This is a genomic window from Microbacterium sp. LWH12-1.2 (assembly GCF_040675825.1).
In the GTDB taxonomy this organism is placed as follows: domain Bacteria; phylum Actinomycetota; class Actinomycetes; order Actinomycetales; family Microbacteriaceae; genus Microbacterium.
The window spans coordinates 742255-756340 of record NZ_JBEGIJ010000001.1; the positions used below are offsets into that span (position 1 = coordinate 742255).

Annotated in this window: 15 protein-coding genes; 13 read left to right on the top strand and 2 right to left on the bottom strand. The window is 66.2% G+C overall.

What is annotated here, in order from left to right:
- The first annotated feature begins 87 nt into the window (after positions 1-87).
- From MRBLWH12_RS03400 to MRBLWH12_RS03415, 4 genes are all read left to right on the top strand, one after another.
- On the top strand, positions 88-915 hold the full coding sequence (locus MRBLWH12_RS03400) for an ABC transporter permease (protein WP_363546122.1): 828 nt from the start codon (positions 88-90) through the stop codon (positions 913-915).
- Positions 916-922: 7 nt separating this feature from the next.
- Positions 923-1735 carry an ABC transporter permease gene (locus tag MRBLWH12_RS03405; protein ID WP_341975125.1) on the top strand — a complete coding sequence of 271 codons (813 nt, stop codon included), beginning with the start codon at positions 923-925 and terminating at the stop codon, positions 1733-1735.
- Between the two features lie 86 nt (positions 1736-1821).
- A complete protein-coding gene (locus tag MRBLWH12_RS03410; protein ID WP_102191873.1) occupies positions 1822-2190 on the top strand; it encodes an FKBP-type peptidyl-prolyl cis-trans isomerase in 369 nt (122 codons plus the stop codon).
- Between the two features lie 168 nt (positions 2191-2358).
- Positions 2359-2913, top strand: a complete 555-nt coding sequence (locus MRBLWH12_RS03415) for a YceI family protein (protein ID WP_341975124.1) — start codon at positions 2359-2361, stop codon at positions 2911-2913.
- Between the two features lie 28 nt (positions 2914-2941).
- Here MRBLWH12_RS03415 and MRBLWH12_RS03420 read toward each other — a convergent pair whose 3' ends face one another.
- Positions 2942-4234, bottom strand: a complete 1293-nt coding sequence (locus MRBLWH12_RS03420; protein WP_363546127.1) for an MFS transporter — start codon at positions 4232-4234, stop codon at positions 2942-2944.
- Positions 4235-4377: 143 nt separating this feature from the next.
- Between MRBLWH12_RS03420 and rpsO the strand changes: the two genes are divergently transcribed.
- The 9 genes from rpsO (at position 4378) to MRBLWH12_RS03465 (ending at position 13018) form a co-directional block, all read left to right on the top strand.
- On the top strand, positions 4378-4647 hold the full coding sequence (gene rpsO / locus MRBLWH12_RS03425; protein ID WP_045280509.1) for a 30S ribosomal protein S15: 270 nt from the start codon (positions 4378-4380) through the stop codon (positions 4645-4647).
- 147 nt (positions 4648-4794) lie between these two features.
- On the top strand, positions 4795-5661 hold the full coding sequence (locus MRBLWH12_RS03430) for a hypothetical protein (protein WP_363546130.1): 867 nt from the start codon (positions 4795-4797) through the stop codon (positions 5659-5661).
- A complete protein-coding gene (locus MRBLWH12_RS03435; protein ID WP_363546133.1) occupies positions 5651-5992 on the top strand; it encodes a transcriptional regulator in 342 nt (113 codons plus the stop codon). The genes MRBLWH12_RS03430 and MRBLWH12_RS03435 overlap by 11 nt, the downstream gene beginning before the upstream one ends.
- A 190-nt stretch (positions 5993-6182) precedes the next feature.
- Positions 6183-7439, top strand: a complete 1257-nt coding sequence (locus MRBLWH12_RS03440; RefSeq protein WP_363546136.1) for an adenosylhomocysteinase — start codon at positions 6183-6185, stop codon at positions 7437-7439.
- Entirely contained in the window at positions 7436-8662 is a 1227-nt protein-coding gene (locus MRBLWH12_RS03445; RefSeq protein ID WP_363546138.1) for an adenosylhomocysteinase, read from the top strand. Before MRBLWH12_RS03440 ends, MRBLWH12_RS03445 begins: the two co-directional genes overlap by 4 nt.
- Before the next feature lie 16 nt (positions 8663-8678).
- Positions 8679-9983 carry an ABC transporter substrate-binding protein gene (locus MRBLWH12_RS03450; RefSeq protein WP_363546141.1) on the top strand — a complete coding sequence of 435 codons (1305 nt, stop codon included), beginning with the start codon at positions 8679-8681 and terminating at the stop codon, positions 9981-9983.
- Complete coding sequence (locus MRBLWH12_RS03455) at positions 9980-10945, top strand: carbohydrate ABC transporter permease (protein ID WP_341975117.1); 966 nt, start codon at positions 9980-9982, stop codon at positions 10943-10945. The genes MRBLWH12_RS03450 and MRBLWH12_RS03455 overlap by 4 nt, the downstream gene beginning before the upstream one ends.
- Positions 10942-11769, top strand: coding sequence for a carbohydrate ABC transporter permease (locus tag MRBLWH12_RS03460; RefSeq protein WP_363546144.1), 828 nt, complete (start codon positions 10942-10944; stop codon positions 11767-11769). The genes MRBLWH12_RS03455 and MRBLWH12_RS03460 overlap by 4 nt, the downstream gene beginning before the upstream one ends.
- The gene (locus MRBLWH12_RS03465) at positions 11759-13018 is read left to right on the top strand and encodes an amidohydrolase family protein (RefSeq protein ID WP_363546147.1); all 1260 of its coding nucleotides are present in this window, start codon (positions 11759-11761) and stop codon (positions 13016-13018) included. Before MRBLWH12_RS03460 ends, MRBLWH12_RS03465 begins: the two co-directional genes overlap by 11 nt.
- Here the strand turns inward: MRBLWH12_RS03465 and MRBLWH12_RS03470 are convergent.
- Positions 13010-14035, bottom strand: coding sequence for a LacI family DNA-binding transcriptional regulator (locus tag MRBLWH12_RS03470; RefSeq protein WP_363546150.1), 1026 nt, complete (start codon positions 14033-14035; stop codon positions 13010-13012). The two genes, MRBLWH12_RS03465 and MRBLWH12_RS03470, sit on opposite strands and share 9 nt — an antisense overlap.
- Positions 14036-14086: the final 51 nt, after the last annotated feature.

The window sequence follows — 14086 nt, forward strand, 5'->3', positions numbered from 1 at the left end:
TGACAACGAATCCAACGCGCCCTGGGCGGAACTCCGGTTCCGCCCAGGGAGCACGGAAGCTTCCGCAACGACGACGACGGGATCGACATGACGCGGCGCACACGCATCGCCGGCCTCCTGGCCCTCCCGATGACCTGGCTCATCGGGATCTACATCTTCTCGCTGGTGATGCTGCTGGTGACCGCCTTCTGGGTGACGGATCCATTCACCTCGAAGGTGAAACCCGGGTTCACGCTGCGCAACTTCGAGCAGCTCTTCATCAACCCGGCCTACCTCTCGACATCGGTCCGAACACTCGGCATCGCCCTGGGCGTGACCGTGCTGTCGATCCTCATCGCGGTGCCGCTCGGCATCTTCATGGCCAAAGTGGCCGCGCCGTGGCTGCGGGCCCTGCTGGCGGTGGCGATCACCCTGCCCCTTTGGGCGGGATATCTGGTGAAGGTGCTGGCGATGCGCATCACGTTCACGAAGGAGGGGTTCTTCAACTGGATGCTCGCACCGTTCGGTATCGAAGGGCCCGGCTTCACGCTCGTGACGGTCGTCCTCACGCTGACGTACCTGTGGCTTCCGTACATGGCGGTCCCGGTGTACACCGCGATCCGACAGCTGCCGCCGAACCTGTTCGATGCCTCCGCCGACCTCGGCGCAGGCTCCTGGCGCACGATCACGACCGTCGTGCTTCCGCTGATCAAGCCCGCGATCATCGCTGGCTCCGTGTTCACGTTCTCGCTCAGCCTCGGCGACTATCTCGTCGCACGATTCGTCGGCGGCGACACCCAGATGATCGGCAGTGTCATCGCCTCGAACATCAACCTGAATCCGCCACTCGCCGCGGCCTACTCGCTCGTCCCGATCGCGTTCGTCGTCATCTACCTGGTGAGCGTTCAGCGCACCGGTGCTCTCGAAAGGATGTGAGCGGCTCATGCTGAGACTGTCCCGCACTTCCAAAGCGATCCTCGGCGTCCTCGTCGCGGTCATCCTCGCCTTCATGTACATCCCGCTGGGGCTGGTGGTCCTCAACTCGTTCAACGCGGCGCGGATCGTCAGCTGGCCGGTCACCGGCTTCTCCTTGGAGTGGTGGGGGAAGGCGTTCTCGAGCGAGCCGGTGCGGATCGCTCTGCTCAATTCCGTACTGGTCGCGAGCGGGGCGACGGTGATCGCGGTGATCCTCGGCACGCTCGTCGCCTTCGCGCTGCAGCGATATTCCTTCTTCGGCCAGCGGGCGGTGAACCTGCTGGTGGTCCTGCCGATCGCCCTCCCAGGGATCGTCACGGGCGTCGCGCTGAACAACACCTACAACCGGATGCTCGAGCCCATCGGCATCCAGGTCGGCTTCTACGGGATGATCATCGCGCACGGCACCTTCTGCATCGTGATGGTGTTCAACAACGTCCTCGCTCGACTGCGTCGGCTGAATCCGAGTATCGAGGAGGCATCCCAGGACCTCGGCGCCACACCGTGGCAGACGTTCCGGATGGTCACCTTCCCGCAGTTCCGCAGCGCCCTGATCGCGGGGGCGATCCTCGCCTTCGCGCTCAGCTTCGACGAGGTGTACGTGACGATCTTCACGGCTCCGCCGGGAGTCGACACATTGCCGCTGTGGATCATGAACCAGATGGCGCGTCCGAATGAGGCCAACACGGTCAACGTGGTCGCGACGATCGTGATCCTCGCCTCGTTCATCCCGGTGTGGGTGTCCCAGCGGCTCGGGCGCGACATCACGGATCGCGGATGATGCGCCCGAGCTGAGCCGGCCAGTGCGTTCGCGCTCAGCGGATCATCTGCGTTGACCCGGCGGGGACGCTCGGGTTGGATGGAGTCATGACTGATCGCACAAAGCCCGAGTTCGACGCTCCCACCGGCCCCGCTCCCACGGAACTGGTGGTCCGGGACCTCATCGAAGGCGACGGCGCTGAGGCGAAGCCCGGCGACACCGTGACCGTCCACTACGCGGGTGTCGAGTTCGACTCCGGCGAAGAGTTCGACTCCTCCTGGGGGCGTGGCGAGACCATCCAGTTCCCGCTGCGCGGTTTGATCCAGGGCTGGCAGGACGGCATCCCCGGAATGAAGGTCGGCGGACGCCGTGAACTGGTCATCCCGCCGCAGCTGGCATACGGTCCGGCCGGCGGAGGTCACTTCCTCTCCGGAAAGACGCTGATCTTCATCATCGACCTCGTCGCTGTCGGCTGATCACCCCTTTTTCAGAAGACGCCCCGATCTGACGATCGGGGCGTCTTCTGCATCCGGGACCAATTTCACATTCATTGGAATACATTCATGTGAATGTGAGTTGTCTCCTCTGATGCCGCAGAAGCGGCCCCTGCCGCAGCAGCGGTCCACGTCCCCAGAGGAGCAACCATGACCAGCATCGACATCCCCGGCTACCGTCCAGGCACCTGGGTCCTCGACCCCGCGCACAGCGAAGTCACGTTCAGTGTCCGCCACATGATGATCTCGAAGGTGCGCGGCACCTTCGGCATCAAGAACGCGACCCTGGTGGCGCCGGAGAACCCGCTCGAGGCGAAGGTCGAGGCGAGCGTCGACGTCACCTCCATCGACACCAAGGACTCCGGTCGCGACACGCACCTGCGCTCGGCGGACTTCTTCGACACCGAGAACTTCCCGACCATGGAGTTCGTCTCCACCGGCGCCCGCGTCGAGGGCGGCGACTTCTTCGTCGACGGCGACCTCTCGATCCGCGGCGTCACGAAGCCGGTGAGCTTCGAATTCGATTTCGGCGGATTCGGCACCGACCCTTACGGCAATTACAAGGCCGGCGCCTCGGCGGTGACCACGATCAACCGCGAGGATTTCGGTCTGACCTGGAACGCCGCGTTGGAGACCGGCGGAGTCCTCGTCGGCAAGGAGATCACCATCAGCCTCGACCTGCAGGGCGCTCTCGAGCAGAGCTGACGCCCTCGGCCGTCTGAACCCCGGGTCCTCAGGGCTCGGGGTTCAGTGCGTCGTAGCCGCGGAAACGCGGGTTCGTCCTGGCAAGCATCGCTACGAGTGCGATGACCAGGAATCCGCCCAGCAGGGGAGGGAACCACAGCGACGTCGCCGTGGCGAGAACCCCGGCGTAGAGGGCTCCGACGCGAGGTCCACCGGCGACCACGATGATGAAGACACCCTGCAGGCGGCCGCGCATCGCGTCGGGGACCGCGGCCTGCATCATCGTGTTGCGGTAGATCGAGCTGACGTTGTCTGCGGCGCCCGAGAGTGCGAGCGCGATGCACGCGCACACGATGAGGATGATGTTCGGCGAGGTCTCGGATGTGCCGGGCGTGAACGCGCCGATCAGCAGCACTGCTCCGAATAGGGCGATTGTTCCACCGTAGGCCTGAATCGCACGGGTGATGCCGCGGCCATGCCACCGGTACTGCACCACGCGGCCCGAGAACAGGCTGGACGTGAACGTCCCGACGGCGACCGCTGCCGTCAGGATTCCCGTCGTGACGGCCCCTCCGCCCAGCAGCAGCGTACCGAGGGCAGGGAAGAGGGCGAGCGGGTGCCCGAAGGTCATCGCGATGATGTCGAGCAGGTACTGCATCCGGATGTTGCCGGCTCGGCGCAGAAACCGCCACCCGTCGACAAGGGATGCCAGCCCTGGGCGCACGGTCTCGCCCTCCGGGCGCAGCGCCGGCAGGGTCCATAGGCCGAGGAACATCGACGTCATCAGGATGACGTCGATCGTGTACGTCCATCCGAAGCCGGTGAGCGCGACGAGCAGCCCCGCGAGCGCAGGGCCCGCCATTACGGTGACCCCGAAGGAGATTCCGTTCAGAGCGGATGCGGCGGCCAGCTGGTCGAGGGGGATGAGTCGGGGCACGATGGCGGTTCGGGTGGCGAAGCCGACCGAGTTCGTCGCGGCGATGATCATGCTGAGTGCGTACAGCCACCAGATGGTCTCGGCGCCGGCCCAGGTGAGCGCCGTGAGAAGTGCCGTGGCGCAGAAGGCGATCGATGCGGCGATCAGCGCGACTTTGCGTCGGTCGAACGCGTCAGCCAGCATCCCGCCGTAGAGGCCAGCCACGATCATCGGCACCAGTCCGGCGACGGCGATCATCGAGACCGCCAAGGTGCTGCCGGTGAGATCGAACACGTGCAGCATCACGGTGACGATCGTGAGCTGACCGCCGATGCCGGTCAGCAACGAGCCGACCCACATCCGGGCGAAGGCCGGGGAGGCCCGCAGGGGAGTGAGGTCGATGAGATGCCCGCGGGAGAACTGCACCTGAAGAGGCTATCGGCCCGTGTGCAGAGGCAGGCGCTGCTGCTGGTAGACTCTTCAGGTTGCCGTTTGATCGGCCGCGGATAAAGAGAGCTCGCACATCAGGTGTTGGGCGCCGCGCAACGAACTGAAAGGGGATCCCATCTATGCCACTCGAATCTGACGCCAAGAAGGCGATCATGGAAGAGTACGCGACGCACCCCGGTGACACCGGATCCCCCGAGGTGCAGGTCGCAATGCTGACGCAGCGCATCAAGGACCTCACCGAACACCTCAAGGAGCACAAGCACGACCACCACTCGCGTCGCGGCCTGTTCCTCATGGTGGGTCAGCGCCGTCGTCTGCTCGGCTACCTCCAGGACATCGACATCGCGCGTTACCGCTCGCTGATCGAGCGTCTTGGGCTTCGCCGCTGAGCGACCCAGCGTTCAATCGCACTTCTTCCGAAGGCCGTCCCAGGTGTGGGGCGGCCTTCGTCGTTGTTGTGGCACGTCATTGACCTCCTCGTGACTTTCCGGTAGGAAAGTTGCAGTGAACTTTCTGATCGGAAAGTCGAGGGGGCGATGATGGAGCAGAAACCGCTTTCGGCGGCCGGGCCGTTGGAACCGCCCACCGCGGATGTCGCGCAGGCGTACCTCGATGAGGTCGGCGCGGTCGCGACGCGTCGGGAGGAGCGAATCGATCGGCGTGGAATCGCGTGGGTCGCGCTGGCGGAGGCGGCCGCGCTGGCCGTCTATCTGACCGTGATGATGTTCGGGTTCGGATCTTCCAGCAGCTCGTCATTCATCACGCTCATCGCTCTCTTACTCGTGTGGATCCAGCTGTCCGGCGAGCTCAAGGAGAGCTTCGGCTTCCAGTCGCGGCTGCGGCGCACAGACCGCTGGGCGTATGCGCTTTTCGGGTTCGTCGCCGTCGCTGGCGTCGTCGTCGGTATCGCAACTCAGGTCGTCGGCGCGGACATCCCGTTCGTTCTGCGCCTGGCGCCAGGCGGGTTGGTCCTCCTCGTCTTCGGCGGACTCGCCGTACGCGATCTCCGCCGCGCACGTCCAGCGGTCCTTCGGCGCTCCCGGGCGCCCCTTGCCACGGTCGCTCGCAACTTCACCCTGACGATCGGCGCCGTGTTCGGCATTGCGATCGCGATCACCTCCGTGGCGAATTCGGTGCCGGCATCGTTGTTCAGCATGGCGCTGATCCTCCTGATGCTCGGCTGGTGGATCGCGGTGCAGATCAGCGACCGGCTTCCGGCACTGGGTGCGGTCTGGTATTGGCCGCAATGGGCGGCGTTCGTGCTGGGCTGGGCAGTGTTCGCCTGCGCAGTGCTCGTGCAGTTCCGTCACCCGCTCGACCCGTTGATCACCTCGATCGCTGCGGTCGTTGTCGTGTTGGCATTCGTGGCCGCCGCGTTCTTCGACGGTCGCGATGTCGACTGATCCGCGGCCGGTCCGCGCGCCGCACCCGCGCACGCGACTGGACGACAACTTCGCCAGTCCGATCCGGTTCTCCCTGATGGCGTCCTTGGGAGAGGACCTCGAACTCGATTTCGGAACGCTCGCCGATATCCTCCAGGTCGGCGATTCCGCACTCAGCAAAGCGATCGCGCACCTGCACGACGCGGGTTACGTGATCGCCCGGAAGGGGAGCGTGGGGAGTCGGTCGCGCACGTGGGTGCGCGCCACTCTCGACGGATCGAACGCGTTCGCCGGTCACCTGCAGGCGCTCCGCGAGATCGTCGAACTGGGTGGCCGACAGTTGCCCTCGTGATCGGGGTCGGTCCGCAGCCTCAACAGACACGTTGACGTCGTCGTTTCCCCTGCTATGGTGGTCGACACCCACGAGGTTCTTGTCATCAGCGGTTCTAACCGCTTAGATAGGCGGAAGCACGCGGATCGGACACCCGTCGATCCGCGCGCAGGATGCAATCACGCAGGACACAACTCTGTACGGAGTCTCGATGGATGTCACACAGGATTCGCGCTCGGGAGACCCGAACGTCGGACGGGCGCAGATCGAATGGGTGCGCCGCCACTCGCCGGTGCTGGACGGGTTCGTCCGTCGGCGCATCTCCGACGGATCGTTGGAAGGCAAGCGGATCGCCGTCGTGGTGCATCTCGAAGCCAAGACAGCCTTCCTCGCCACCGTGCTCGCGGATGCCGGAGCCGAGGTGATCGTCGCCGGCAGCAACCCGCGCACCACCCGAGGTGATGTCGTCGAGGCCCTCCGCGAACGCGGACTCACCGTCGTCGCTGAACCTGATGGCGACTACGACTCCTGGGAGCGAGAGCTGTTGATCGCAGCCGACCATGCCCCGGAGTACATCATCGACGACGGCGCCGAGCTGACGATGCGCATGAGTCAGTACCGCCCCGAGCTGTTCGCAGGACTCCGCGGAGTCTCGGAGGAGACGACAACGGGGACGGCGCGTCTGCACCGCATGCACGAAGCCGGGCGGTTGCCGTTCCCGGCGCTCACGGCGAACGACGCGCGCTGCAAGCACCTCTTCGACAACAAGTTCGGCACCGGGCAGACCACGGTGCAGGCCATGCTTCGCCTGACGAACCGTCAGATCGCCGGAGCCGGCTTCTGCGTGGTGGGTTACGGGTACGTCGGTCGCGGTATCGCGCAGTACGCCAAGGCGATGGGAGCTCGCACCAGCGTGATCGAAGTCGATCCGGTGCGTGCCCTGGAAGCGTTCATGGACGGCCACGCCGTCGGCGCCGCCCGGGATGTGCTGCCGGACGCGACCTTCGTGGTCACCGGCACCGGAGGGATGCGAGCGATCGGCGAGCGCGATCTGCCGTTCCTCCGGCACGACGTCGTCCTGGCCAACGCCGGTCACCACGATCTCGAAGTCGACGTCGATGCACTCGCCGCCGCGGCGTCCGCCATCTCCTCGCCTCGAGAGCAGATCGACACATATCGAATCGGCGATCGCGATCTTCACGTCCTGTCCGGGGGAGCGCTCGTGAACATCGCCGGCGGGAGCGGGCATCCGGTCGAGATCATGGACCTCACGTTCGCGGTTCAGGGTATCGGCGCACATCACCTGGTGACCGCTGGTCTCGAGCCGGGCGTGCACATCATTCCCGCCGAGCTCGACGACGCGATCGCAGCCGCGAAGCTCGCGAGCCTGGGAGTGGAGCTCGACCCGATGCGGGCGGAGCAGGAAGACGACGCGGCCGACTGGTTGAGCGAAGGGACCGCACCATGAGCACGTTCGAAGAGCGGGCGCGTGCCGGAGCCGGACGGATCGCCTGGGCAGGCAGAGGGATGCCGGTGCTCCGCGGGATCTCGGCACGCCTCGCCGAGTCTGGAGCACTCAAAGGACACCGCATCGGAGTCGGGCTGGTACTCGAGCCGAAGACCGCGAACCTCGCGCTCGCTCTGCGCGATGCCGGGGCGGAGGTCAGCGTGTACTGCTCGGGTCGGTCGACAGACCAGGAGACCGCAGATGCCCTCACTGCAGAAGGGCTCGCCGTGTTCGCGGAGGAAGGCGTCGGCGATGAGCGAGACCTGGAACTCGCCAGGGAGTACCTCGGTACCGCGCCCGACATCATCCTCGACGACGGCGCATCGATCATCCGTCTCGCGCATCGCGAGTTCCCCGCCCTCGTCGGCAGCCTCCTGGGGGCTGCGGAGGAGACCACGAGCGGTGTGCGCCCATTGCGGGCGATGCACGACGACGGCGCGCTGCGCATCCCCGTGGTCGCGGTCAACGATGCCAAGACCAAGTACCTCTTCGACAACGTGTACGGCACCGGCCAGTCGTGCGTGATGACCCTGCTCGACGTCACGAACCTGCAGATCGCCGGACGCACTGTCGTCGTCGTCGGATACGGCTGGGTGGGCAAGGGCGTAGCTCTTCACGCGGCTGCGCTCGGCGCGCGCGTCGTCGTCACCGAACTCGACCCCATCAAGGCGCTGCAGGCACTGCACGACGGGTACCGGGTGATGAGCCTTGCCGACGCAGCGCCGACCGCGGAGGTGGTCTTCGCCGCGACCGGGATCGCCGGAGCTGTCACCGCCGCGCATGTGGACCAGATGCCGGACGGAGTCATCCTCTGCACGGCAGGTGGGGGTGCGTTCGAACTGCCGATGCCGGAACTCGATGCCCTCGGGACAGCGGATTCCGTTCGCGCCGGTGTCACCCAATACACCCGTGCCGACGGCACGACGGTCCTCGTCATCAGCGAGGGCGACTGCCTGAACTGCACGGACGGTGAGGGAAACCCGATCGAGGTGATGGACCTCTCGCTTTCGTTGCAGGCTCTGGCGGCCGAACTCATCGCGACGACGGCGAAGGACTGGGGCGTGGGTGTCCACCCGCTCCCCGAGGCACTCGAACAGGCGGTCGCCATCGCCCGCCTGGCTCACGAGGGAGCATCCCTCGAACCGATGACAGATGACCTCGCTGCCGCGATGCGCAGCTGGTGAACCGAGAGGATTTCCCGTGATCAAGAACAGGACCCGCATTGCAGCGGCCGGCTTGCTGGCGGCCGGCGCTCTCGCGCTCGCCGCATGCTCCGAGGGCGCAGCGCCCAGCGCCGAAGCGCTCGACCCGGCGAACGTGCCCGAGGAGGAGACCACGATCACCGTGTGGTCTTTCCTCCCCGACAATTACGACGGCGGGGCCGAGGCCTACGAGGCGGTGATCGCCGCCTTCCAGGACAAGTACCCGCAGGTGACCGTCGAACTGACCACCATGCCGTACCCGACATACTTCGATCAGGTGCGAAACGCCACCGTCGCGCGCAAGGGCGCCGATGTCGTCACGATGTACGGCGGAGCGCAGGCCTACAGCTATCGCAACGGCCTCTACCCGCTGCAGGATGCGATGCTTCCGGAGGTCGAGGAGAACCTGAAGTTCCTCCCGGAGAACCACTCGGAGGACGGCAACCTCTACATCCTCCCCACCGGCACCTACGGCTATGCGCTGCTGGTGAATCAGGAGCTCTTCGCACAGGCGGGCCTGGACCCGGCCACGTCGATCGCCGACTGGGACGGCTTGCTCTCGACGTGTGAGCAGTTGAACGCCAAAGGCATCCAGCCGTTCGCTTCCGGCTGGAAGGACGGCTACATGTTCGAGACGTTCATGTACATGATCTCCAGCCAGCTCATGGACAAGGAGACGCTGGACAGCTGGGTCGCCGGCGATGTTCCGGTCGACGACGAGCTCTTCACCAAGGGCACGCAGTACATCCTCGACATGAACGACGCCGGATGCTTCGGCGGCGACGAGAACCTCGGCGTGAACATGTACGACGACGCGTTCAACCAGTACTACGCCGGCACCGCCGCGATGTTCGCGATGGGGTCGCTCTCCACCGCGAGCACGGCGAGCGAGACGGTCCCGAGCACGACGGTGATGCGTCTTCCGCAGGTACCCGACTCGCAGTACGAGGAGCTCATCGATGCGGGCGCCGAGGCAGGCTGGGCCGTCACGAAATGGACGAAGAGCCCTGAAGCGTCCGCAGCCTTCGTGAACTTCCTCGCCAGCGCCGAAGCGCAGGAGATCCTGTGGAACGCCGTCGGCGTGCCGCCGAACGTGAAGAACCTCGAGGTCGAGGGCACCACCGACATCCAGAAGGCCTACCTGCCCCTGATGCAGGCCGACGAGAATCACACCGGCTTCGCATCGTTCCCGCTGAGCGTGCTCGCCGTCTACGAGCGCAACGCTGCCCCGCTGATCGGCGGAGACCTGACGATCGACGAATTCACCGAGCAGGCGCAGTCCGCCTACGACAAGAGCAAATGACGAACCCCGCTTCGCAGATCGGGGAGGGCGCCATCACGCGCCCTTCCCGATCGACGCGCGCCCGTGCGCGGCGAGGCACCCCGATTCTCAGCGGAAACCTGCTGTTCCTGCTGCCGGTGCTCGCGCTCGAGGTCGGGGTGTTCTTCGCCCCCCTGATCTACCTCGCCTTTCGGTCCTTCTACGACTGGCAGCCGGGAGGAGTGTCGACGTTCATCGGCGTCGGCAACTACACGGAGCTCTTCGCCGATCCCGAGTTCTGGCAGGTGGTCGGCAATCAGCTGTTCTATCTCCTCGGACTTCCGCTGTGGGTGATCGCCCCGCTCGTCGTGGCCTACCTGCTGCGTGAACACGTCGCCCGACCCGGTCTGTGGCGATCGATCTACTTCCTGCCCGCGGTGATGTCTCCGGCGATCGTCGGTCTGGTCTTCCGATCGCTGCTGTCCACCAAAGGGCCGCTCGACAGCTTCCTCACCGATATCGGCTGGCACGCTCTGGCGCTCCCGTGGCTCACGGACCAGGACCTCGTCAAGCCCGTCATCATCGTTCTCGTGCTGTGGGCAGGGTTCGGAACGGGAGTGCTCATCTTCTCCGCCGCGCTCGGCGCCGTGCCGCAGGAGATCTTCGAGGCCTCGCGCCTGGACGGCGCCGGGTTCTGGCAGGAGTTCTGGCACATCGCAGCTCCGGCCATCCGACCGACCGTGGTGCTGTGGACCATGTTCCAAGTGATCTCGATCTTCCTGTTCATGTTCTCCTGGATCTACGTGCTCACGGGAGGCGGACCGGGTCTCGCCAGCACGACGCTCGACTTCGCGATCTACCAGAAGTTCATGCGCTTCGGCTTCTTCGGCTCCGCAGCGGCGGAATCCGTCGTGCTGGTGCTGATGATCGTGCTCGTACCGGTGCTCGGCATCCTCGTGCCGAAGCTGATCCGGCGCGTCATCGGGCAGAAGGCGACGGCATGAGCATCCGTACCCAGCGCCGCGTCAGGACGACCATCGCCGCGCTCATCACGATTCCGTTCATCGTGCCGTTCGTCTTCCTGATCGGCACTGCCCTGCGCACGCGCGAGGACTACATCGCCGCCCCTGGCGGCATCCCGAAGGCGTTCACCCTCGACAACATCATCGAGGCATGGTTCGAAGCCGATCTCGGCAGGGCGCTCCTGAACTCGCTGCTGGTGTGTCTGGTCGCGTGCACCGTCTGTACGACGACCGCCCTCGCCGGCGCGTTCTGGTTCCGCGTGCATCAGGGTCGCGTCGCCGACTGCCTGCGCTGGCTGCTGGTCTCCGCCTACGCGATTCCGATGATCGCCTGGCTGATCCCGGTGTTCGTGATCCTCGCGGGTGGCGGAGCCACCGACAACCTGGTCGTCGCCGGGCTCATCAACGGCGTCGCCAGTCTGCCGTTCGCGCTCTACCTCGTGCACACGTTCTTCCGTCAGGTGCTCACACCGGAGCTGTTCGAGGCTGCGACGCTCGACGGAGCCGGACTCGGACGCATCTTCCGCTCCATCGCGGTGCCGTTGGCGCTTCCGGCCATCGCGTCGGTCGTGGCGCTCGTGTTCGTCTGGACGTTCGGCGACCTGCTCGTATCCGCCACGCTTCTTCAGGGAGATCCTTCGGTGTACCCGATCCCGCTCGCAGCCACCTCGCTGTCCACTCGGGAAGACGTCAATCTGCAGGGGCAGGCCGCCGCGGCGCTCGTCGCGCTCCTACCGACACTGGTCGTCTTCGCTGTCGCGCAGAAGGCGCTGGCCAAGGGCTTCGGAGGAGTCAGTGACAAGTGAGGTCTACGCGGCGGACTGGGTGGTGCCGGTCGTGGCTGCTCCGATACGTGACGGCGCCGTCGTCGTCGAGGACGGGCGCATCGCCTGGATCGGTCCGCAGGCCGACCTTCCGCCCCGGTGGACGGATGCCCCGCGTCAGCGCGGCGTGATCGTGCCCGGTCTCGTCAACGCGCACACGCATCTGCAGTACACCGGATTCCGAGAGATCGGCGCCGGGAGCTACACGAGCTTCGAGGAGTGGTCGTTCGTGTTCGGCGAACTCTACGACGCGGTGGAGCCCTCGTCGTGGCACGAAGCCGCACGGGAAGGCGCACGTCTGGCGATCGCGTCCGGCACGACCGTGTTCGCCGAGATCGTCACCGACACCCCGGCGCGCGGGGCACTGCCGGAATGCGGCGTCGGTGGCATCGAGTACCTCGAGGCGATCGGCCAGTTCGATCGCATCTGGCGGGAGGGTGGCCGGGCCGATTTCCTGGCGTGGCTCGAGGAGCCGACAGATGCCCGTCGCGGGATCTCTCCGCACGCGGCGTACAGTCTGGACGGATCCGTGGTCACCGATCTGGTGCGCATCGCTGCCGATCGCGGTCTCCGCGTGCACTCCCATCTCGGCGAGTCCTTCGCCGAGGCCGACTTCTATCGCCACGGCGACAGGACTGTCCTCGGCGCGTACGGCGACCTTCGTGACGAGTTCGAACTGGTCCGCAAGGGCGGCGTCGGTCACACGACGGGCGAATATGCGGATGCCATCGGACTGCTGAGCGAGACCACCCACGTCGCCCATGCGATCTACCTGGACCGGGCGGAACGCGACCTGCTTCTGGCCAGAAGAACGCAGGTTGCGCTCTGCCCGAGATCGAACCGGGTCATCGGTCTCGCCGAGGCGCCCGTCGCCGCATACCTGACGGAGGGGCATGAGATCTCCGTCGGGACGGATTCGCTCGCCTCCTCCCCGTCGCTCGATCTCATGGAAGACGTGAGGGAACTCGCAGCGATCGCCAGGAAGCAGGGGTACACGGATTCCGACCTCGAGGAGCGTCTGGTGCGCGCGGCGACGCTGGGCGGCGCCAAGGCCATGGGTCTCGCGGACGACGGCTATGGAGGGCTGTCAGTCGGCGGTCCCGCTGACCTGGCGCTTTTCGACATCGCCGTCGAGGGGACCGGGGTGCACGAGGTACTCGTCGCCGACGGCGCGGGAAGCTGCGTCCTCACCGTCGCCGGCGGGCGAGAGGTCTTCCGCGCCTCAGCCTGACGTCGGGCGCGCGATCGGAGATCCGTCGTCCGCATGAGACCCGCAGGTCTCGCCGATCGACAGCGTCGCGTGCAGCACATGGGCGGCCGGCGCGCCGCCATCGAGCGCGTCGAGGACGACGGCGGCGAGCTCTGCGAGCGGCACGGCGACCGTGGTGAGGCGAGTGCTTCCGGCCAGTGCTTCCCTGATGCCGTCGAAGCCGATGATCGCGACGTCTTCCGGGACTCGCAGCCCACACAGCGCCGCGGCCCGCAGTACACCGATCGCCTGCTCGTCCGTGGCGGCGAAGATCGCGCTCGGCGGCGAAGGGCTGTTGAAGAGGGCGGTCGTCGCCTCTTCGGCACCGAGACGGTCGAACGGCATCGGGTGAACGAGACCGGTCGTGTCATACCCCGCCGCACGCATCGCTCGACGCCAGCCTGCTTCTCGGCGTCCGGCCGGCCCGAAATCGGTCGGACCCGTGATGCAGTGCACCGCTGTGTGCCCGTGGTCGATGAGATGCCTCACCGCGACGGCCGCGGAATCTTCATCGTCGATGACGACACTCGGGCTCGCCGTTTCCGCCGGGGCCGAGTGCACATACACGCGGGGGCAGTCGATGGCGAGCTCGGGGGAGTCGGAGATGGTGGCGATCACGATACCGCGCGGGCGCAGGTCGGAGAAGGTGTGAAGATAATCGCGCTCCGCGCTGACGCTGTAGCCGGTGTTTCCGAGGAGTGTGAGCAGCCCTCGCTGTCGAGCCGCGCCCTCCAGATGCCGGGCGAGCTCGCTGAAGAACGCGTTGGCCGAGTCGGGAACGAGCAACCCGATGAGATCGGCGCGTCCGGCGCTGAGCGCTCCGGCCAGGGCATTGCGTCGATAGCCGAGCTCGGCGATGGCCTGCTCGACGCGCTCCTTCGTCACGGCGGAGACCGCGCGGGGACCGTCGTTGACGACATAGCTGACGACGGCGGTCGAAGTTCCTGCGAGAGCGGCGACATCGGCCAGCGTCGGTCGCCGCGGACGGGATGCATCCACAAGGTCACTCTATTGCCGCAACCGGCGGCCGAGCGGGAGGGCGAGCTACCT